Source organism: Promicromonospora xylanilytica (genome assembly GCF_054782895.1).
Map to the genome: position 1 here is coordinate 389028 of NZ_BAAGRP010000007.1, position 20455 is coordinate 409482.

14 protein-coding genes are annotated in these 20455 nt (G+C 71.7%); 3 read left to right on the forward strand and 11 right to left on the reverse strand.

Features of this window, described 5'->3' with window-relative positions; all coding sequences use genetic code 11:
• Nucleotides 1-116: 116 nt before the first annotated feature.
• Nucleotides 117-983 carry a hypothetical protein gene (locus tag ACYVK7_RS09530; RefSeq protein WP_460887451.1) on the forward strand — a complete coding sequence of 289 codons (867 nt, stop codon included), beginning with the start codon at nucleotides 117-119 and terminating at the stop codon, nucleotides 981-983.
• A gap of 105 nt (nucleotides 984-1088) precedes the next feature.
• Here the strand turns inward: ACYVK7_RS09530 and ACYVK7_RS09535 are convergent, their stop codons facing one another.
• The 5 genes from ACYVK7_RS09535 to coaE form a co-directional block, all read right to left on the reverse strand.
• The gene (locus tag ACYVK7_RS09535; protein WP_460887452.1) at nucleotides 1089-2087 is read right to left on the reverse strand and encodes a TerC family protein; all 999 of its coding nucleotides are present in this window, start codon (nucleotides 2085-2087) and stop codon (nucleotides 1089-1091) included.
• 294 nt (nucleotides 2088-2381) lie between these two features.
• A complete protein-coding gene (uvrB, locus tag ACYVK7_RS09540) occupies nucleotides 2382-4499 on the reverse strand; it encodes an excinuclease ABC subunit UvrB (RefSeq protein ID WP_460887453.1) in 2118 nt (705 codons plus the stop codon).
• Nucleotides 4500-4567: 68 nt separating this feature from the next.
• Nucleotides 4568-5950, reverse strand: coding sequence for an FAD-dependent oxidoreductase (locus ACYVK7_RS09545; protein ID WP_460887454.1), 1383 nt, complete (start codon nucleotides 5948-5950; stop codon nucleotides 4568-4570).
• A gap of 118 nt (nucleotides 5951-6068) precedes the next feature.
• Nucleotides 6069-6755, reverse strand: coding sequence for a pyroglutamyl-peptidase I (locus tag ACYVK7_RS09550; protein WP_460887455.1), 687 nt, complete (start codon nucleotides 6753-6755; stop codon nucleotides 6069-6071).
• A gap of 45 nt (nucleotides 6756-6800) precedes the next feature.
• On the reverse strand, nucleotides 6801-7430 hold the full coding sequence (coaE, locus tag ACYVK7_RS09555; RefSeq protein ID WP_460887456.1) for a dephospho-CoA kinase: 630 nt from the start codon (nucleotides 7428-7430) through the stop codon (nucleotides 6801-6803).
• 169 nt (nucleotides 7431-7599) lie between these two features.
• Between coaE and ACYVK7_RS09560 the strand changes: the two genes are divergently transcribed.
• Nucleotides 7600-8643: a helix-turn-helix domain-containing protein gene (locus ACYVK7_RS09560; RefSeq protein WP_460887457.1), complete on the forward strand. Its 1044-nt coding sequence runs from the start codon at nucleotides 7600-7602 to the stop codon at nucleotides 8641-8643.
• Nucleotides 8644-8687: 44 nt separating this feature from the next.
• Here the strand turns inward: ACYVK7_RS09560 and ACYVK7_RS09565 are convergent, their stop codons facing one another.
• Nucleotides 8688-9920: a cytochrome P450 family protein gene (locus ACYVK7_RS09565; protein WP_460887458.1), complete on the reverse strand. Its 1233-nt coding sequence runs from the start codon at nucleotides 9918-9920 to the stop codon at nucleotides 8688-8690.
• A 201-nt stretch (nucleotides 9921-10121) separates the two neighbouring features.
• On the opposite strand from ACYVK7_RS09565, the gene ACYVK7_RS09570 reads away from it, so the two are divergent.
• Entirely contained in the window at nucleotides 10122-12011 is a 1890-nt protein-coding gene (locus ACYVK7_RS09570) for an ABC transporter ATP-binding protein (RefSeq protein ID WP_460887915.1), read from the forward strand.
• Between the two features lie 12 nt (nucleotides 12012-12023).
• On the opposite strand, the gene ACYVK7_RS09575 is transcribed toward ACYVK7_RS09570, so the two are convergent.
• The 5 genes from ACYVK7_RS09575 to ACYVK7_RS09595 form a co-directional block, all read right to left on the reverse strand.
• The gene (locus ACYVK7_RS09575; protein WP_460887459.1) at nucleotides 12024-14771 is read right to left on the reverse strand and encodes a tetratricopeptide repeat protein; all 2748 of its coding nucleotides are present in this window, start codon (nucleotides 14769-14771) and stop codon (nucleotides 12024-12026) included.
• A gap of 215 nt (nucleotides 14772-14986) precedes the next feature.
• Nucleotides 14987-16459, reverse strand: a complete 1473-nt coding sequence (rpsA, locus tag ACYVK7_RS09580) for a 30S ribosomal protein S1 (RefSeq protein ID WP_460887460.1) — start codon at nucleotides 16457-16459, stop codon at nucleotides 14987-14989.
• Between the two features lie 216 nt (nucleotides 16460-16675).
• Nucleotides 16676-18415 (reverse strand): dipeptide ABC transporter ATP-binding protein, encoded by a 1740-nt coding sequence (locus tag ACYVK7_RS09585; RefSeq protein ID WP_460887461.1) that lies wholly within the window; start codon nucleotides 18413-18415, stop codon nucleotides 16676-16678.
• Entirely contained in the window at nucleotides 18412-19374 is a 963-nt protein-coding gene (locus tag ACYVK7_RS09590) for an ABC transporter permease (protein WP_460887462.1), read from the reverse strand. The genes ACYVK7_RS09585 and ACYVK7_RS09590 overlap by 4 nt, the downstream gene beginning before the upstream one ends.
• Entirely contained in the window at nucleotides 19371-20378 is a 1008-nt protein-coding gene (locus ACYVK7_RS09595; RefSeq protein WP_460887463.1) for an ABC transporter permease, read from the reverse strand. Before ACYVK7_RS09595 ends, ACYVK7_RS09590 begins: the two co-directional genes overlap by 4 nt.
• Between the last annotated feature and the right edge of the window lie 77 nt (nucleotides 20379-20455).

The window sequence follows — 20455 nt, forward strand, 5'->3', positions numbered from 1 at the left end:
ACTCCACCATGTGGAGATTATTGCGCAAACATCACATTGGAGGCATGGCGCACCGTGCCGCGTGGTGCGCATGATGCCGTTTCCAGAACTGCCGGCTACGTTCGGGGAGGCACTGCATGACCTCTGTCGACAGCACCGCTGTGGCCTACGAGAAGATCGGCCCGCAGATCTGCGTGGCGCCGCCGTACTACGCGCTCGATGACCTGGCCAGCCCTGTCCCGGGGCAGGCAAGGGCCACCGTCCCGGTCCAGACGCCGACCGGCCGCCAGGCGACCGTGATCAACGTCGCGGAGGCGGGCCGCCACCTCGCCATCCTCGGCCTCTGCGCCGCGGCCACGACCAACCCGAGCGGCGGGCAGCACTACTACCTCGCGCACCGCGGTGTCGGGCGCATGTACCCGCCCGCCGGGCTGCCGAGCACCCTCCACGGGACCGCGAGCGCCCGGATGAGCGGCCGCAACCGGGCCGTCGCCGAGACCGTGCTGCACGACGCCTACGGGAACCTCGTGGCGCGGCTCGACCTCGAGTACCTCGTGCTGTCGGTGCCCGTGTTCCGGCGTCTGATGGGGCGGGCCACCGAGCCCGACGCGGCGGAGCCCGCCAACCCGTACGGCGCGGCGGCTCCGCTCGTCGACGTCGCCGCGGACGCCGGGAGCGCCACCGCGAAGCTGGCCGTGGAGGCCTCGATGTGCCGGGGGCACTTCGACGGGTACCCCGCTCTCCCCGTGTCCGTCGCCGGCTACGCCACGTTCTCGCTCTTCGACCATGTGCTGGACGCCGCGGCGGGCCCCGGCGCGCGGTGGCAGGCGGGTCTCTACCGGCTGCAGGCCGACCATCTCGCCGCGGCGGGTCAGACCTGCACCGTGGACGTCGAGCCGTCCGCCCCCGCCGAACCAGAGCTGCACGACCGGGCGTTCACCGGGACGCTCCGGTCAGGAGACCGGAACATCTTCTCGATCCAGCTGGACTACACCCTGGTCTGACGTGCGCCCCGGCTCCCGTGGGCACCTACGGCAGGCCGACGGCCGCGCCACTGCGTGGACGCGGCCGTCGACCTGCTGTACATACCCGTCGTGTCGGTCAGCCCCCTACTTCGAGGCCTCGATCCGCTCGTCGTGCGCCGACTTGATGAGGCTCGCCGCCGTACCGACCACCAGCGAGACGACGATCACCGTCAGCGAGAGCCAGATCGGGATCTCGGGCGCCCAGTGGAAGCCCTCGCCACCATTGATCCACGGGATCGAGTTGGTGTGCAGCGCCTCGAGGATCAGCTTGATGCCGATGAAGCCGAGGATCGCCGACAGCGCGAGCGGCAGGTACACCAGCCGGTCCAGCAGGCCGCCCAGCAGGAAGTAGAGCTGACGCAGTCCCATCAGCGCGAACAGGTTGGTGCTGAACACGATGAACGGGTCCTTGGTGATGCCGAAGATCGCGGGGATCGAGTCCACCGCGAACAGGACGTCGGTCGAGCCGATCGCCAGGAACACGATGATCATCGGGGTGAAGAGCTTGCGGCCGTCGACGGTCGTGCGCAGCTTGGCGCCGTCGTACTGGTGGTGCAGGGGCAGGACCCGCCGCATCATCCGGATGAGCGCGTTCTCCTTGTAGTCGTCGTGCTCCTCGGGCTTCTCGGGGATCGCCTGCTGGATCGCCGTGTAGATGAGGAAGGCGCCGAAGATGTAGAAGAGCCAGGTGAACTGCTCGATCAGGGCGGCGCCCGCGAGGATGAACGCCGCGCGGAAGACCAGGGCCATGATGATGCCGACCATGAGTACCCGCTGCTGCTGCTCACGCGGTACCGCGAACCTGGCCATGATGATGACGAACACGAACAGGTTGTCGACGCTCAGGGAGTACTCCATGAGCCAGCCGGCATAGAACTCCGCGGCCGGGGTGACGCCACCGACCACCCAGACGACCACACCGAAGATGATGGCGAGCCCCACGTAGAAGCTCACCCAGAGGGCGCTCTCCTTCATGGACGGGATGTGCGGACGGCGCCCGACGATGAGGAGATCGGCCACCAGCAGGACGATCATCGCCCCGAGTGCGACTGCCTCAAAGGTCACGGGAAGTTCGTGGACCATTGTTTCCTTCCAGAACAGGGAGGAACGCGCGACAGCATCGAGCCTCCGGTGTGTACAGCAGGGCACCGGAGGTCTTCCTCGCCCGCCCGTGCACCAGCCTGGCCGAAACCATGCTGGGTCGCACGACGAGCCGGCCAGGCCGAGCTGGCGTCATCGGCAGCTGTGATGACGACCAGGCCGTTTCGAGGTACTCCCCTCCAACGCAGGGAAGCATACGGACGCCACCTTTGTTCCCGAACATGACGTATGACACCCCCGTGCTGGCCCGGCCGGGCCAGCACGGCCCGGCCCGGTCTACGCCGTCGCGGCCTGCATCTGTCGCAGCTCCTTCTTGAGCCCGGAGATCTCGTCGCGCAGCCTGGCCGCCACCTCGAACTGCAGCTCCGCGGCCGCCGCGTGCATCTGGTCCGTCAGCTCCTGGATCAGCTCGGCCAGCTCGCTCGCCGCCGCACCGGCCAGCCGGTTGCCCGACGTCGCACCCTCCTTCGGCGATCCCGGCACCCGGGCGCCCGGACGGCCTTCGCCCTTCGCCTTGCGGCTGTTCCGGAACCCGCCGGCCAGGAGCTCCTGGGTGTCCAGGTCCTCGCGGGCGAGCATGTCGGTGACGTCCGCGATCTTCTTGCGCAGCGGCTGCGGGTCCAGCCCGCGCTCCAGGTTGTACGCCACCTGCTTCTCGCGGCGGCGAGTGGTCTCGTCGATCGCCATCTGCATGGCGGGCGTGATCTTGTCCGCGTACATGTGGACCTGGCCCGAGACGTTACGGGCTGCGCGGCCGATGGTCTGGATGAGGGATCGCCCGGAGCGCAGGAAGCCCTCCTTGTCGGCGTCGAGGATCGCCACCAGCGACACCTCGGGCAGGTCAAGGCCCTCGCGCAGCAGGTTGATGCCCACGAGCACGTCGTACTCGCCGAGCCGCAGTTCACGCAGCAGCTCGACGCGGCGCAGGGTGTCGACGTCGGAGTGCAGGTAGCGCACCCGGACGTTGCGTTCCAGGAAGTAGTCGGTGAGGTCCTCGGCCATCTTCTTGGTCAGCGTGGTCACGAGCACGCGCTCGTTCCGGTCCACGCGGTCGCGGATCTCCCCGAGGAGGTCGTCGATCTGCCCGGTCGTCGGCTTCACGACGATCTCCGGGTCGACCAGCCCGGTCGGCCGGATCACCTGCTCCACGACACCGTCGGACAGCGAGCGCTCGTAGTCGCCGGGCGTGGCCGAGAGGTACACGGTCTGACCGATGCGCTCGGTGAACTCCTCCCACTTCAGCGGGCGGTTGTCCATGGCGCTCGGCAGCCGGAACCCGTGGTCGACGAGCGCGCGCTTGCGGGACGCGTCGCCCTCGTACATGGCCCCGATCTGGGGCACCGTCTGGTGGGACTCGTCGATGACGAGCACGAAGTCCTCGGGGAAGTAGTCGAGCAACGTGTTGGGCGCGGTGCCGGGCTCTCGGCCGTCGATGTGCATCGAGTAGTTCTCGATGCCGCTGCAGGTGCCGATCGAGCGCATCATCTCGATGTCGTAGGTGGTGCGCATGCGCAGCCGCTGCGCCTCCAGCAGCTTGCCCTGCTTCTCCAGCTCGGCCAGCCGCTCCTCCAGCTCCTTCTCGATGCCGCCGATGGCCCGTTCCATGCGCTCGGGGCCGGCCACGTAGTGGGTGGCGGGGAAGACATAGATCGACTCCTCGTTGCGCACCACGTCGCCCGTGAGGGGGTGCAGCGTCTGGATGGACTCGATCTCGTCGCCGAACATCTCGATCCGGATCGCGAGCTCCTCGTACACCGGGATGATCTCCACGGTGTCGCCGCGCACCCGGAACGTGCCGCGCGTGAACGACATGTCGTTACGGGTGTACTGCATGGTCACGAACTGGCGCAGCAGCTGGTCGCGCTCCACCACGTCGCCCACGTCGAGCCGCACCATGCGGTCCACGTACTCCTGCGGCGTGCCCAGGCCGTAGATGCACGACACCGAGGCCACCACGATGACGTCGCGACGCGTCAGCAGCGACGACGTCGCCGAGTGCCGCAGCCGCTCCACCTCGTCGTTGATCGAGGAGTCCTTCTCGATGTACGTGTCCGACTGCGCGATGTACGCCTCGGGCTGGTAGTAGTCGTAGTACGACACGAAGTACTCGACGGCGTTGTTCGGCAGCAGCTCGCGGAACTCGGTGGCGAGCTGCGCCGCGAGCGTCTTGTTGGGCGCCATGACGAGGGTGGGTCGCTGCAGCTTCTCGACGAGCCAGGCTGTCGTCGCCGACTTTCCGGTACCCGTGGCGCCGAGCAGCACCACGTCCTTCTCGCCCGCCTGGACGCGTTCGGCCAGCTCGGCGATCGCCGTCGGCTGGTCACCTGCCGGCTCGTATTCGGAGATGACCTCGAAAGGGGCCACCGTGCGCTGCAGATCGGTCACGGGTCGCATGTGACTACGGTACGACCGACCACTGACACTCCCGCAGCAGGGCTGCTCAGGAGGCCGGCCCGGCCCCTTTACCCCCTGTCGGCGGCCAGGCGCAGCGGCGCCTCGGCGTCAGCGGGCGTGCCCCTCTGGAACAGCACGGACCGCAGGACCTGCGGCCGGAAGAGGTCCGTCGTCGGCGCCATCAGCCCGAGCACCCGGCGGAACGTGGTCTGGACCTCGCGGTTCACCCCACAGCGCTCCTGGATCCGGCCGAGGTACCAGCTGGTGACCCGGTCGCCGAGCGAGCGTGCCGCCGCGTTGCCCGTGACGTCGGGACGCGCCTTGTCCGCCCCCGTCGAGATCGCCCAGGCCTGCGCGGACGCGGCGAGCAACGCCGTCTGGGTCCTGCGGCCCGAGCGGCCGGCCGCGAGGCTCTCGTCGAGCGCGACGGCGTCCAGCGCCGCCGTCGACATGCCCTGGCCGAACACCGGGTTCAGCGCGCACAGCGCGTCGCCCGTGACGAGCAGACCGTCAGGGACCACGCGGTCGTAGGCCCTGCGCACGTTCTCCGTCCTGCGGAACCCGAAGACGGGCGAGACCGGTTCCGCGTTGTCGATCCAGTGCCGGAGCACGGGGTGCGGCTGGCGGTCGGCCATGGACTCGAAGGCGTCGGACGCGGTCGGCAGGGCCTCTCCGCGCGGGGTGGCGAAGGTGATCATGTAGGTGCCCGCCGGTTCCACCGGGGCGACCACGGCGCCGATCGTCTCCCCGATGAGGTAGAGGATCCGGGCGTCCGTCAGCGTGTCGACCGAGCGGTCCCGGTAGACCCGCGACACGTAGCCGATGCCGGACTCGACCCGCTCCTCCGCCGGCCTGCCCGCGCCGAGCTCCTCGAGCCATCCGGGCATGCGGGAGGAGCGGCCGGACGCGTCGACCACCAGGTCGGCGGTCAGCGGCGTCGGCTCGGAGGCGGCTCCGCCGCGCTCGCGCAGCAGCACGCCGGTGACCTGGTGCGCCGACCCGGTCAGGCCCACGACGTCGGTCCCCTGCGCCGCCGTCACCCCCGGGAGCGCGAGGATCCGTCCCCGCACCACGTGCTCCAGCAGCGGCCGGGTGAGGCACACCGTCGTGGCCGACACCGGCCACCGGCCGAGCCAGCGGCCCCGCATGTGCTGCAGGTAGTCCGTAGGGGACCGGACCCGCAGCGCGCCGGCAGCCACCAGCTCGTCCCCGAGGCCCGGGAGGAACCGCTCCATGGCCACCAGACCGCTCTCCAGCAGGAGGTGGGTGTGCTTGCTCTGCGGCACCCCCTTGCGCGGCTCGGGCCGGTCCGGGTACCGGTCGCGCTCGACGAGGGTCACCCGCTCCGCGTGCCCGGCGAGCGCCGCCACCGCCATGAGGCCGGCGACGCTGCCTCCGACCACCACCGCGTGGCCCCTGCCGTCGCCGATGCCCAGCCGCCTGTCCGTCATGCGCCACACCCTCCACGGTCACGACCCCAGCGGCCGCCGCGACCCTCGTCGAACCACCATGTCCGGTTGGCCGGATTTTCGACCATCGGGGGCACCTGCGGCAAGGCACCGGCGTCGGTCAGTGCAGCGTCCCCGCGGTCTCTGCCGGCTCGGCCAGCTCACCGCGGGCCGCCGCGAGCGCGGTGCGCACGACGATCTCCAGGGCGCCGGCGAGCGCGTCGAGCGGGAGGTGGGGCTCGCCGCCGTCGGACAGCGCGGAAGCGGAGGCCGCTCCCCCGACCTCCTCCGTGGTGCGCGGCACGTGCACGAACCCGGACAGCACACCGGGCCGCTCCGCCAGCGCGTGCTGGAGGGCGTAGAAGCTGGCGTTGCAGACGTACGTCCCCGCGCTGTACGTGACTCCCGCGGGGACTCCGCCGGCGCGCACGGCGGCGGCCGCGGCCTTGACCGGGAGGGTCGCGAACCGGGCGGCGGGCCCGCCGTCCGCGACGGGGACGTCGACCGGCTGGGCTCCACCGTTGTCGGGCAACCGCGCGTCCATGAGGTTGATCGCCACCCGTTCGATCCGCACCTGCGTGACGCCGTCGGCCAGCCCCACGGCGACGACGACGTCCGGCGCGTGCTCGTCCAGGAGCCGCAACAGCGGTCCGTCCGGTGACCTGACCTGGTCGAACACGACCGGCAGCACCGCCGTGACGAGTTCCTCCGGCCCCGCCCAGCGTGCCGCGAGAGCCAGTACGGCCTCCGCCGACGCGTTGACGGTGTCTCCGCCGAACGGCTCGAACCCTGTGACCAAGACCTTCATCGCACACGCTCCTCATGGACGGCCGTGCGGGTCACGCCGGCCGGATCACACGGAGTCCGCCTCCGCCTCTTGCGCGACCTCGACAGCCACGCGCTGCCACAGGGTATCCACCTGGGCGCGCAGGTCGTCCTCGCTCCCCGAACCGTCCAGGGTGAAGTCCGCGGCGGCGAGCCGCTCGTCGTCGCCGGCCTGGGACGCGAGCCGGGAGCGTGCGGCGTCCTCGCTCAGCCCGCGGGTCTCCACGAGGCGGCGCACCCGCTGCTCCGCGGGGGTGTGGACCACCACGAGCAGGTGGAAGTGGCCGGCCTGGCCGGTCTCCACGAGCAGCGGGATGTCGTGCACGACGACCGCGGCCGGGTCCGCGGCCGCCGCCCTCGCCTCCCGTTCCGCCGACAGCCGGCGCACCTCGGGGTGGACGATGTCGTTCAGCCGGCTCCGGGCGGCGGCGTCGGCGAAGACGAGGGCACCGAGCCCTGGCCGGTCGAGGCTGCCGTCCGCCGCCAGGACACCGGGGCCGAACGCCTCGACGATCTCGGCCAGCCCCACCGACCCGGGTGCCACCGCCTCGCGGGCCAGCAGGTCGTGGTCGACGACGACAGCGCCGAGCTCGGCCAGGCGGGCCGTAGCGACCGACTTGCCGGCCGCTATCCCTCCGGTCAGTCCGATGCGGAACATGGGGTCCTCAGGGGCCGGGAGCATTGCGGTACCGCGTGCGGCACGGGGTGCGCCGCGGCACGTCAAGGCTACCTGGCGCCCGGTGGGGGCGGTCCGGGCGGGCCGCGGAGCCGGCGCCCCGCGCCACGGGCTTGCGTCTCAACCGGCTTGAGGTCGCACGCTTGAGCACATGACCACACCACATGACCCGCTCTTCCCCATCGGCGACGTCGCGCGCCGCACCGGGCTGAGCGTGAGCGCCGTCCGGTTCTACTCCGACGAGGGCATCGTGCCCGCCACCGAGGTGACCCCGGCCGGCCACCGGCTCTACGGGCCGGAGGCCGTCGCGAGGCTCGACTTCATCCGCACGATGCGCGAGCTGGGCACCGGGCTCGAGCAGATCCGCCAGGTCCTGGCCGGCGAGATCACGCTGCACTACCTGCTCGCCGAGCACCTGGACGTCGTCGAGCGGCAGGAGCGGGACCTACGGGCCAGGCGCGCCGTCCTGCGTGCGCTCGTGCGCCAGCAGGACCCGGCGCGCCGGGCGGACCTGCTCGGCAAGCTGGTCTCGATGCCGGACGCCGAGCGGGAGCGTCTGGTCGAGGACTTCTGGCAGGAGGTGAGCGCCGGCCTGACCGACGCCGACGCCGCGCGTCTCGGCGCGCTCCGGCCGCGGCTGCCTGCCGACCCGACCGCCGCCCAGCTGGAGGCCTGGATCACGCTGGCGGGACTGCTGGAGGACGCCGCGTTCCGCGACGCCACCCGGTCCTACCTCCACGAGACCTACGCGACCGGCCCCGGCGCCGTGCTCGGCACGGCACGGGTCCAGGACTTCATCACCACCGCCGGGCAGGACGTGACACCGAAGCTCATGGCTGCGCACGCCAGCGGGCTCTCCCCCGACGACCCGCACGCGCGCGAGCTCGCGGCACGTCTGGTGCACCAGACGGCCGCCGCCCTGGGGGTCGAGCTGGACGACACGCTGTGGGAACGCGTCGCCTCGGGCTATCCCCACGCCGACCGCCTGCTCCACGAGTCGCTCCAGGATCCCGGGTACGTGGCGACGCACGGGAGGTACCTCTCCCTGGTCGCCACCGTCAACGGCGAGCCGTCGTCCGACGCCGAGCTCGCCGCGGCGGTCGACCCGGCCACGGCGGCACAGGAGGCGCACCTGTCGACGCTCGGACCGTGGCTGGCCGAGGCGATCCGCGCCGCCCGACGATCCGGCTCCTAGTGGTGTGCTCTGGCGGCCCGGCCCTCCGGGCCGCCAGGGCCTGCTCAGACCCGCGCGGGCGTGCGCGCCGACTGCCGCTCGGGGGTGAACGCGACGGGCAGCACCGCCGGGTAGCGCGACCAGGGCGACGGCGCCCAGGTCACCGCGGGGTCGGTGAGGCGCAGGTCGAGGCGCTCCATGAGGCTCTCCACGGCGATCTTCACCACGAGCCGCCCGGGGCGCTTGGCGGGGCACGCGTGCGGCCCGACGCCGAACGACAGGTGCGACCGGTTGCCCGCCTCGAACAGGTCGTCGGGGGTGCGCACCCGCGGATCGTTGTTCGCGGCGGCGACGCCCATGACGATCGCGTCCCCCGCCCGGATCCGCACGTTGCCGAGCGTGCAGTCCGTCACGGCGTACCGGGCGGGCAGGTTCGCGACGGGCGGCTCGCTCCACAGCGTCTCGTCCATCGCGTCGTCCAGGCCGCGGCGCACGCCCGTGACGCGCCCGGTGTACCTGGGGTCGGTGAGCATGCGGCGCAGCGTGGCCGCTATCCACGTCACGAGCATCTCGTTGGCCGCGCAGATCGCGACCACCATCGAGTGCACGATCTCCGTGTCGTTCTCGAAGCTCGGGTGCGCGACGAACTGCGCGGTCAGGTTCTGCCCGGGGTTCTCGCGGGTCGCCAGCACATGGTCCAGGACGATCTGGTCCATGGTGGCCAGTGCCGACACGGAGTCGCCGCCGTGCCCGAACACGCCGCTCGCGCAGCGCAGCAGGGCGATCCCCTGCCGGTCGTCGAAGCCGAACATGCCGGACACCGCGAGGAACGACACCGCTGCGGAGTAGCCGCCGATCAGCTCGGCGTGCCCCTGGGCGGCGAACGAGTCGATGAGGCGGCTGCAGACGCCCCGCACGAGGGCGGCCGTCTGCGCCTCGTCGATGCCTGCGAACGCCTCGTCCACCGGGAGGCGCAGCCGCCGGTGGTCCGCGCCGTCCGCGTAGTACAGCGCGCGCCGTCCGGCCGGGGAGAGGATGGCGTGCAGGGTGGACTCCATCGGCAGCCGCTCCTTCCAGTGCCGTGGGTCGCGCGCGAACACGCTCTCCGTGCGCATCACCTCCATGACCTCCGCGTGCCCCAGCACGAGCCAGCCCGGCACGCCCGGCTCCAGGTCCACGGGCGCCACCGGACCCCATTCGTCCTGCAGCTTCCGCAGCGCCGCGGTCATGTCCTCCGCGCCGGTCAGGTCCACCAGCGCCACACGACCTCCGCTCCGCTGCGGTTCCAGGTCAGGCATGGCCCTCCACCCGTCGATATTCATCGAATCATCCACCGAAGTATGGGGCGACCTGCGTAGACGCCCGATCGTGGGTTTCTATCACGGTCTACGAAGAACCCGTAACACCCGTGTGGTCCAGGTCACCCCGTGCGGATCCGCTACGTTCAAACCGTCTGTGCACACGCGGGACCAGGCACGTGGGACCATGCACACGTGAGCATGCACGGTGGCGGCGGGAGCATGGGCGGCGGCCGCGCGATGCGGTCCTTCACGCAGGACGGCTCGGTCACCCGGCAGCACCTGGGGTGGCCCACGCTGCGGCGCATCGCGGGCTTCGCCCGGCCCTACCGGGGCCGACTGACCCTGTTCGTGCTGATCCTGGCCCTGGAAGCTGCGGCGGGGGCGGCCACGCCGCTCCTGTTCCAGCGGATCATCGACCACGGCATCGTCGACGGCGACACCCGCCTGGTGGTCCTGCTCGCCGGCGCCGCGGCGGTGCTCGCCGTGCTCGCCGCCGGCCTCTCGGTGGCGGACCGGCTGGTCTCGTCCCAGGTGGGCGAGGGGCTCATCCTGGACCTGCGCGTCGCCGTGTTCGACCACGTGCAGCGCATGCCGCTGGCCTTCTTCTCCCGCGCGCGCACCGGCGCCCTGGTGCAGCACCTCAACGGTGACGTCCTCGGCGCGCAGCGCGCCTTCACCTCGACCCTGCAGACGGTGGTCTCCAACACCCTGACCATCGCGTTCACGCTCGCGGCGATGCTCACCATGTCGTGGCAGCTCACCCTCGGGGCCCTCGCCCTGGTCCCGCTGTTCGTGCTCCCCGCGCGCTGGTTCGGCCGCCGCCTGGCCGCGCTGACCCGGCGCGGCATGGAGGTCGACGCCGACCTGGGCCAGGTCATGAACGAGCGGTTCAACGTGTCCGGCGCCCACCTCGTGAAGATCTTCGGCGACCCGGCCGCCGAGTCCGAACGGTTCGCGGCACCGGCCCGCGAGCGCCGCGACCTGGGCGTTCGGACCGCGCTGCTCGGCACGTGGTTCCGGGTGGGGCTGTCCACCATCGCGGCGCTGGCCGTGGCGGGCGTGTACGGGCTGGGCGGTCTGCAGGCGATCGCGGGCGAGCTCACGGTCGGCACCGTCGTCGCACTGGCCACCTACCTCACGCGCCTGTACGGGCCGCTGACCGCGATGGCGAACGTCCAGGTCGACGTGATGACGGCGCTCGTGTCGTTCGAGCGGGTCCTTGAGGTGCTCGACCTGGAGCCGTCGGTGGCCGAGAAGCCGGACGCCACCGACCTGCGGACCGCCGTCGCGGTCCACGGAGCGTCGGTCTCCCTCGCCGGTGTGACGTTCCGGTACCCGCGGGCCGACGAGATCTCGCTCGCGTCCCTCGAGTCGGTCGCCGGACAGCGCAAGGACCCGGCGACCGACACGCTGCGCGACGTCTCGTTCGACGTTCCCGCCGGTTCGATGGTGGCCCTGGTCGGCCCGTCCGGTGCGGGCAAGACCACCGTCTCGCAGCTGGTGAGCCGGATGTACGACCCGACATCGGGCGCCGTGCGCATCGCGGGGACCGACCTGCGCGACGTGACGTTCGCGTCGCTGCGGGCGACGATCGGCGTGGTCTCGCAGGACGCGCACCTGTTCCACGACACGATGGCGGCCAACCTGCGGTTCGTGCGCCCGGAGGCGTCGGACGCCGACCTCGAGCGGGTGCTGCGCCAGGCCCGCATCTGGGGCCTGGTCGAGCGGTTGCCCGAGGGTCTGGAGACCGTGGTGGGCGACCGCGGCTACCGGCTCTCCGGAGGCGAGCGGCAGCGGCTCGCGATAGCGCGCCTGCTGCTCAAGGCCCCCGACGTCGTGGTGCTCGACGAGGCCACCGCGCACCTCGACTCGGAGTCCGAGGCGGCCGTGCAGGTGGCGCTCGACCAGGCGCTCGCCGGGCGGACGTCCCTGGTCATCGCGCACCGCCTGTCCACGGTCCGCGCGGCGGACCGCATCGTGGTGCTCGACGGCGGGCAGGTGGTGCAGTCCGGCACGCACGCCGAGCTGATCGCCGCCGGCGGCCTGTACGCCGACCTGTACCGGACCCAGTTCGCGGAGTCCGCCTGAGCGGGCGCTCCGCTACGGCGCCGCGGCGGTGTCCTCGATCGCGGCCTCGATCCGGGCCAGGACGGCGCGTGACCGCTCCAGCTCGGACCGGTACCGCTCGGGCAGGTCGGCGGCGAGCCGGCGCCGTATGTCCACCGCTTCGCGCGCGAGACCCAGGGCCTCGGAGTTCTCGCCGACGGCACTGAGCGCGCTGGCCAGGTTGGAGACGGCGAGCGCCAGCTCGGGCCGGTGCTTGTCCGGGTTCTCGAGCACGAGCTGGCGACGCATCGCGACGGCCTCGCGCATGGGCCGCAGCGCCTCGTCCGCCCTGTCCAGGTCGAGCATGGTGGCCCCGAGGTTGGCGAGCGCCTCGGCGAGCCCGCCGCGGTACTTCTCCGGCTGGTCGTGCACGAGGCCCCGCAGCATGTCGACGGCTTCCTGGGTGGGGCGCAGGGCCTCCTCGAACCGGCCGAGATCGGCGTACCGCACACCCAGGTTGGACAGCGACTGGGCGAGGAACTTCAGCGACCGCACGTTCTGCGACGCGAGCCCGCGGCGGATCGCGACGGCCTCCTCCTCGAGCAGGACGGCGTCGTCGTACCGGCCCCGCCGCGCATAGGTGACCCCGAGGTTCGACAGGGAGTGCGCGAGGTAGTGCAGGTACCGGTCAGGGTGCTCGTCGGCCAGCTCCCGCCGGATCTTGAGCGCCTCGCGCTCCAGGCGGAGCGACTCGTCCGCGCGGCCCGTGGTCGAGTACAGGGCCCCGAGCGCGGACAGCGCGCTGGCCAGGTCCGGCCGTGTGCCCTGCTCGTTCACCTTCGCGAGCCGCCGCTGGAGTCCCAGCGCCTCGACGAGCGCCGACTCCGCCTCCTCGGAGCGCCCCAGCGCCTCCAGGGTGGTGCCGAGCTGGCCGAGCGACCAGGCCAGCTCACCGAGGTGCTCGGGGCGGGCCTCGACCAGCCGGCGCCGGATCGCGACGGCCTCCGCGTTGGCGGGCAGCGCCTCCTCCGGCCGGCCGCTCTCGGTCAGGGCCTCGAAGTTGCCCAGCACCGCCGCGACGTGCGGCTCGTACTGGACCGGGTCGCCCTCGGCGAGGCGCCGGTAGATGTCGAGCGAGGCCCGCTGCGCCGCCTCGGACTCGCTCGTTCGGCCGAGCTCCGTCCAGGCCATCCCGGCGTTCTGCAGGGCGCGCGCGTGCTCCGCGTCGGCCCATGGCGCGTCACCGGGCGGGAACCCACCGCACAGCGCGACGACCTCCTCCTGGACCGCGAGCGCGTCGTCATGCCTGCCGACCGCCCAGTAGCCCGTCCCGAGGTTGTTCAGGGCGGTGCACAGTGGCGGCCGGTACCGGTCCTCGTCGGTGCGGGCGAGCTGCCGCCACAGTCCTACAGCCTCGCGCAGGAGCGCCACGGCGGCGTCGGAGTCGCCCTCGGCGATCAGCACGAGGCCGAGGTCGGCCAGGGCCTCCGCGCGTACGGCGTCGTCGTCCCCGGCCCTGGCGAGGTCCGCGATGCGGTGCGTGAGCCGGTCCAGCACCGGTACGGCGAGCGGGCCCGCCGAGCGCGGCAGGCGGCGCGCCACCCGCATCAGGCACGCCAGGTCCTCCGGCTGCTGGTCCGGCAGCGCTGACACGGCTACCGCGATCAGCTCCCCGGTGACGTCCCGCTTCGCGGCGGGCCGGTCCAGGCTCATCCGGGTCGCCGCCTCGAGCACCTTGCACGCCTGCCCCTGCTCCAGGTCGCTCGTGCACGCGGCGATCAGCTCGTCCGACTCCGCCAGGACCCGCGCCACGAACAGCTCGGCCAGGCGTGGGACACGGAACAGGTGGGCGCGGAGCCAGCCGACGGCCTCCGGTGTCTGCTGGTCGGGGTCGACACCCGCGCAGCGCAGCGCGGCGCGCAGTCCGGCCTCCGAGCTGTCGCCCAGCAGCGTCGCCGCCACCAGTGCGGCCTCGGCCGTGCCTCCCGCGCCCGCCACGAGCCCCGCCGCGGTGGCCGAGCGCACCCAGCCGGCGCGCTCGTGATCGAGCACGACGCCCAGGGCGGTGGCCGGGTCCACCGGTTCACCCCCGCCGTCGAGCACCGCGGCCAGTGCGGCGGCATGGAGGTCGAGCGCGCGGAGGCGCACGCCCGGCGTCGGCTCGAACCGGATGCGTGGCACCGGCCGGCCCAGCTTCCTCGCGAACCGGGCAGCCGCGCCGTCCACCAGCGCGGGCACGTCGTCCTGGCGCTCGGCCGTCAGGCCGAGCGCGGAGTCGAACGCCACGTCGGGCGACCGGTCCAGAGCGGGATCCAGCGCCATCTGGGTGACCGGCGGAGTGCGCCCGGCCCACAGGCTGCTGGTCCACCGCTCACGGCGCCACCACTGCCCGCCTGTGCGGGCGACGCACAGGATCCGCAGGCGGCCGCGCCACGGAGCCGCCCCGACGGCGTCGAGCATCGCGGAGAGACCAGGCCGGCACCCGGCGGTGTCGAGGACGAGCAGCACGCGCCGCGCCCCGGTGACGCTGGACAGCGCTGCCATCTCCTGGCCGATCGGTACGTGGACCACCGTCCACCCGGTCCGCCGCAGTCTGCGACCGAGCTCGAGCGCCAGCCGCGTCTTGCCGACCCCGCCGAGCCCGCTCAGCAGCCGCAGCGCCACCGGGTCCCGCGACCGCGCCCATGACCGCAGTTCCGCCAGCTCCCGGCCTCGGCCGGTGAACGGCACCACGCCGCGCTCGGGCGCGAGGAGCGCGGCCGGACCTGTGCCCCGCGCCTCGTCGGCTCCGAGTCGGTTCATGGGGAGTTATCCAACAGCACCGTGGCGGTCCTGGCCAGTGAGCCCGTGATATACCGAAGGGCACCGAAGATCACGTTTGCGCAGGTCAAAAGCACAATCGCTGAGACGGCGCCGCATCTCGTACCGCATCGTGAAAAACGATGCCGCCCCACATCCCCGAGAACGCCGACGGCCCGCCGCCCCGGAAGGGGCGACGGGCCGTCGATGAGCTCAGATCAGTTGCCCGTGAGCTTCTCGCGAAGCGCGGCGAGCGCCTCGTCCGAGGCCAGCGTGCCGCCGACCTCCTCGACCGGAGCCGAGGAGTAGGTGGTGTTGCCGGCCGGAGCGGCAGCCGGGGCGTCGGTCGTCGCCTCGGTGTCCGCGGTCAGCGCCTCGGCGACCTGCTTGCGGTGCGCGGTCCAGCGCTCGTGCGCCTTGGCGTACTCCGCCTCCCACGCCTCGCGCTGCGCCTCGTAGCCCTCGAGCCACTCGTTGGTCTCCGGGTCGAAGCCGTCCGGGTACTTGTAGTTCCCGGCCTCGTCGTACTCGGCGGCCATGCCGTACAGCGCGGGGTCGAAGTCCTCGGACTCCGGGTCCACGCCCTCGTTGGCCTGCTTGAGCGACAGCGAGATGCGGCGGCGCTCCAGGTCGATGTCGATGACCTTGACGAACACCTCGGCACCGACGGTGACGACCTGCTCCGGCAGCTCGACGTGGCGCACGGCCAGCTCCGAGATGTGGACCAGGCCCTCGATGCCGTCCTCGACGCGCACGAACGCACCGAACGGGACGAGCTTGGTGACCTTACCCGGCACGACCTGACCGATGGCGTGCGTACGGGCGAAGGTCTGCCACGGGTCCTCCTGCGTCGCCTTCAGCGACAGGGAGACACGCTCGCGGTCGAAGTCGACGTCGAGCACCTCGACGGTGACCTCCTGGCCCACCTCGACGACCTCGGACGGGTGGTCGATGTGCTTCCAGGAGAGCTCGGAGACGTGCACGAGACCGTCGACGCCGCCGAGGTCCACGAACGCACCGAAGTTGACGATCGAGGAGACGACACCCGGGCGCACCTGGCCCTTCTGCAGCGTCTGCAGGAAGGTGGAGCGAACCTCGGACTGCGTCTGCTCGAGCCAGGCACGGCGCGAGAGCACGACGTTGTTCCGGTTCTTGTCGAGCTCGATGATCTTGGCCTCGATCTCCTTGCCGACGTACGGCTGGAGGTCGCGGACGCGACGCATCTCCACGAGGGAGGCGGGGAGGAAGCCGCGCAGGCCGATGTCGAGGATGAGGCCGCCCTTGACGACCTCGATGACGGTGCCGGTGACGACGCCGTCCTCTTCCTTGATCTTCTCGATCGTGCCCCAGGCGCGCTCGTACTGTGCGCGCTTCTTGGACAGGATCAGCCGGCCTTCCTTGTCCTCCTTCTGGAGGACCAGGGCCTCGACGGCGTCACCGACGGCGACAACCTCGCCAGGGTCGACGTCGTGCTTGATCGAGAGCTCCCGGGACGGGATGACACCCTCGGTCTTGTAGCCGATGTCGAGAAGGACCTCGTCGCGGTCCACCTTGACGATCGTGCCTTCGACGATGTCACCATCGTTGAAGTACTTGATGGTGGCGTCGATGGCAGCAAGGAAGTCCTCCTCGGTGCCGATGTCGTTGACGGCAACCTGGGGTGCGGACTTCGCAGGGGTGGAGATGGTCATTGAGTTCGATGCTCCGATGCGGACATGGCGTAGTACGGACAGGGTCTGTTGAGTTCTGCTGTGCGGTATCCGAGGTCGCCGGAAGGCGCACGGCACCGCCAGTCATCCTAGTGGCGTCGCAGCGCCCTGGTCAACGTGAGCCAGGGCGCCACGAGCCTCAGGATAACGGGGCGTGGTCACCGTGCGCCGGGTGTGCCCGGCCGGGGGGGTCGGGGCTCAGAGCGCGAGCTCCAGGTCCTTGCCCGGGATCGCGTCGAGAAGCGCCCGCGTGTAGGCGGTGCCCGGCGAGTCGAAGACCGAGTCGACGGTCCCCTCCTCCACCACGCGCCCCTCCTGCATGACCAGCACCCGGTCGGCGATCTGGCGCACGACCGCGAGGTCGTGCGTGATGAAGAGGTACGTCAGGCCCAGGTCCTCCTGCAGGCCGGCGAGCAGCTGCAGGATCTGCGCCTGCACCACGACGTCGAGCGCGGAGACGGCCTCGTCGCACACCACGAGCTCCGGCGAGAGCGCGAGCGCGCGGGCGATCGCCACACGCTGTCGCTGTCCGCCCGACAGCTCGGACGGGAACCGCTGGAGCTGCCCCTTGCTGAGCGCCACCTGGTCGGCGAGCTCCTCGACACGGGCACGGCGGGCCGCGGCGTCCCCGTAGTCGTGCGCGCGCAGCGGCTCCTCGATCGCCCGGAACACCGAGTAGAGCGGGTCGAGCGACGAGTACGGGTCCTGGAACACCGGCTGCACCCGGCGCCGGTAGGCGATCTGGTCCCTGTGGTTGCCCCCGCCGACCAGGGCGCCGTCGAACGTGATCGAGCCGGAGGTGGGCTTCTCGATGTCGAGGATCATCCGCGCCAGCGTCGACTTGCCCGAGCCCGACTCCCCCACGACGGCCACCGTGGAGCCGCGCGGGATGTCGAGGCTCACGCCGTCGACCGCCGTGAAGTCCTTGGCGCGGGAGAACAGGCCCTTGCCGCGGATGGAGAAGACCTTGCTCGCGTCCTTCACGGACACCAGCACGTCGGCGTCCGCCGAGCTGTCGGCGTCCGCCTCCGGCGCCAGCAGGGCGTCGTCGAGCACCTCGTCGAGGCCGCGCTCGCGCGCGATCTCGATGCGCCGCGAGGCGAGCGACGGTGCCGCCGCCATGAGGCGCTTGGTGTAGTCGTGCCGCGGCGCCGTGAGCACCTCGCGGGCCGGGCCCTGCTCCACGATGTCGCCGCGGTACATGACCACCACGACGTCGGCGCGCTCGGCCGCGAGGCCGAGGTCGTGCGTGATGAGCAGCACGGCGGTGCCGAGGTCCTGCGTCAGCCCGGAGAGCTGGTCCAGGATGCCCCGCTGCACGGTCACGTCGAGGGCCGACGTCGGCTCGTCCGCCACCAGCAGGGCCGGACGCCCCGAGAGGCCCATGGCGATGAGCGCACGCTGGCGCATGCCGCCGGAGAACTCGTGCGGGAACTGCGCGGCACGCTGCCGGGCGTCGGGCAGACCGACCTCGTCGAGCAGCTCGACCGTGCGCGCCCGGGCGTCCCGCCGGGTGCGCAGACCGTTGTCGATCAGGCCGGAGTCGATCTGCCGGCCGATCTGCATGATGGGGTCGAGGTTGGTCATGGGGTCCTGCGGCACCAGCCCGAGCTCCGTGCCCCGCAGCTGCGCCATGCGCTGGGGGGTCACGTGGCCCAGGTCCTCGTCCTTGAACCAGATGTGGCCCTCCGCCACCGACCCGTTGCTCGCGAGCAGGCCGAGCACGGCCATCGCGAGGGTCGTCTTGCCGGAGCCCGACTCCCCCACGATCGCCACGGTCTGGCCGCGCCGGACCGTCAGGTTCGCGTTCGACACGGCCCGCGCGGCGCCGTGCTCGGTGCGGAAGTCGACGCACAGGTCCTCGACGCGCAGCACGACGTCGTCGGCCGGTGCCTCGGTGGCCGGCTGAGCCGGGGTCTTGTCAGTGGTGTCGCTCATCGTCGCGTCCTGTTCCGGGGGTCGAGGGCCTCGCGCAGGCTCTCGCCCACGAGGGTGAAGCCGAGGGCCGTCACGGCGATGCAGATACCGGGCAGGATCGCCAGGCGCGGCGCGACCGCGAGCTCCTGCTGCGCGGCCGTCAGCATGCGGCCCCACTCCGCGGTGGACGGCTCGCCGCCACCCAGGCCGAGGAAGGACAGCGCCGCCGCCTCGATCACGGCCGTCGCGAGGCTCAGCGTGGCCTGCACGATGACCGGGCCCACGCTGTTGGGCAGCACGTGGCTCATGGTCACCGACCGGCGCGTCAGCCCGAGGGCCGACGCCGCGAGCACGTAGTCCTGACCCTTCTGGGCCAGCATCGAGCCGCGTAGGAGCCGCGCGAAGATCGGCACCTGCACCACACCGATGGCGATGATCACCGCCATCGACGACTGCCCCGCGATGGCCGCGATCGACACGGCCAGCAGCAGCGACGGGACCGACAGCATGAGGTCCACCAGGCGCATGACCGCGAAGTCGACCCACTTGCCGAACCAGCCGGCCAGGAGCCCGAGCAGCAGGCCACCCGTCAGGCCGAACAGCGTGGACAGGACTCCGACGAGCAGCGAGGCGCGCGCACCCCAGATCAGCTTGCTCAGCACGTCGCCGCCGTAGCGGTCCAGGCCGAGCGGGTACTCGGCCGACGGGCCGGGGATCATCGTGGGACGTACCTCGTCACGGCCCGGCAGCTCCGTGCCCCCGTACGGGGCGAGCAACGGCGCGAAGATCGCCACGAGCACGAACACAGCGACGATCACGCCGCCGATGATGGCCACGGGGTTCTTGCGCAGCGTGCGCCACGCACGCGCCCAGACCCCCTCGCCGCCGTGGTCGGCGCCGGACGGACCGTCGCCGTGGATGCTGGTGTGGAGCGGCGCGGCGGCCGCCCCGTCGGTCACGGGAAGCTCGTTGGCGCTCACTGCTGCCTCCTCAGCCGCGGGTCGATCAGCCCGTACGACACATCGACTATCAAGTTCACGAGGGCGTACACCACGGCGATCAGCAGCACGAAGCCTTGCATCACGGGGTAGTCGGCGCTGAACACCGAGTCGGCGAGGAAGCTGCCGATGCCGCTGAAGGCGAACACCGTCTCGGTGAGCACCGCGCCGCTGAGCAGCAGGCCCACCTGCAGTCCGATGGTGGTGACCACCGGCAGCATCGCGTTCTTCAGGATGTGCTCGTTGCGCAGGCGCCCCGGCCGGATGCCCTTGGCGCGTGCCGTGCGCACGTAGTCGGCGTTCTGCACCTCGGACACGGCGGCCCGGGTCATGCGGGCGACGATCGCCAGCGGGATGGTACCCAGCGCGATGCCGGGCAGGATCAGATGCACCAGGGCGTCCCACGCCGCGTCCCACTCACCGGTGAGCAGGCCGTCCAGGACGTAGAAGTTGGTGGGATGGGTGGCGATCATCGTCGCGCTCTGGCGTCCCGTCGTCGGGAACCAGCCGAGCTCGACGGCGAACAGGTACTTGAGGATGAACGCCAGGAAGAACACCGGCACGGTGACGCCGATCAGCGAGACCACGACGGCGGAGTGGTCGACGATCGACCCGGACCGCCGCGCCGCGACGTACCCGAGCGGGATACCGATGCCGATCGCGAAGATCAGGGCCACGAGCGTGAGCTCGATGGTCGCGGGGAACCGGGTCAGGAACTCGTCCAGCACCGGGCGCCCGCTCTGCAGGGACACCCCGAAGTCGCCCTGGAGGAGCTGGAGCAGGTACTTGCCGTACTGGACCGGCAGCGGCTGGTCCAGACCCATCTGGGCCTCGATCTCCGCCGCGGCCTCGGGGGTGTACCGCTCACCCAGCATGGCCTGCACCGGCCCGCCGGGCAGGGCACGCACCCAGCCGAACAGCAGGATCGAAAGCCCCAGCAAGAGGGGTATCAAGAGCAGCAGTCGCTGCACAATCAGTCTGAGCATCGTTCCTCGACAGACATGCGATTCATCGGTCACTCCGGCGGCGGGGCTCGTGGCCAGCCGTCAAGGACTCCGGACAG

Excerpts from the sequence above, each read along its gene's own strand:
- uvrB (WP_460887453.1), bottom strand. The coding sequence starts at position 4,499 with ATGCGACCCGTGACCGATCTGCAGCGCACGGTGGCCCCTTTCGAGGTC.
- ACYVK7_RS09535 (WP_460887452.1), bottom strand. The coding sequence starts at position 2,087 with ATGGTCCACGAACTTCCCGTGACCTTTGAGGCAGTCGCACTCGGGGCG.
- ACYVK7_RS09575 (WP_460887459.1), bottom strand. The coding sequence starts at position 14,771 with ATGAACCGACTCGGAGCCGACGAGGCGCGGGGCACAGGTCCGGCCGCG.
- ACYVK7_RS09595 (WP_460887463.1), bottom strand. The coding sequence starts at position 20,378 with ATGCTCAGACTGATTGTGCAGCGACTGCTGCTCTTGATACCCCTCTTG.
- coaE (WP_460887456.1), bottom strand. The coding sequence starts at position 7,430 with ATGTTCCGCATCGGACTGACCGGAGGGATAGCGGCCGGCAAGTCGGTC.
- ACYVK7_RS09570 (WP_460887915.1), top strand. The coding sequence starts at position 10,122 with ATGCACGGTGGCGGCGGGAGCATGGGCGGCGGCCGCGCGATGCGGTCC.
- rpsA (WP_460887460.1), bottom strand. The coding sequence starts at position 16,459 with ATGACCATCTCCACCCCTGCGAAGTCCGCACCCCAGGTTGCCGTCAAC.
- ACYVK7_RS09585 (WP_460887461.1), bottom strand. The coding sequence starts at position 18,415 with ATGAGCGACACCACTGACAAGACCCCGGCTCAGCCGGCCACCGAGGCA.
- ACYVK7_RS09545 (WP_460887454.1), bottom strand. The coding sequence starts at position 5,950 with ATGACGGACAGGCGGCTGGGCATCGGCGACGGCAGGGGCCACGCGGTG.
- ACYVK7_RS09560 (WP_460887457.1), top strand. The coding sequence starts at position 7,600 with ATGACCACACCACATGACCCGCTCTTCCCCATCGGCGACGTCGCGCGC.
- ACYVK7_RS09565 (WP_460887458.1), bottom strand. The coding sequence starts at position 9,920 with ATGCCTGACCTGGAACCGCAGCGGAGCGGAGGTCGTGTGGCGCTGGTG.
- ACYVK7_RS09530 (WP_460887451.1), top strand. The coding sequence starts at position 117 with ATGACCTCTGTCGACAGCACCGCTGTGGCCTACGAGAAGATCGGCCCG.
- ACYVK7_RS09550 (WP_460887455.1), bottom strand. The coding sequence starts at position 6,755 with ATGAAGGTCTTGGTCACAGGGTTCGAGCCGTTCGGCGGAGACACCGTC.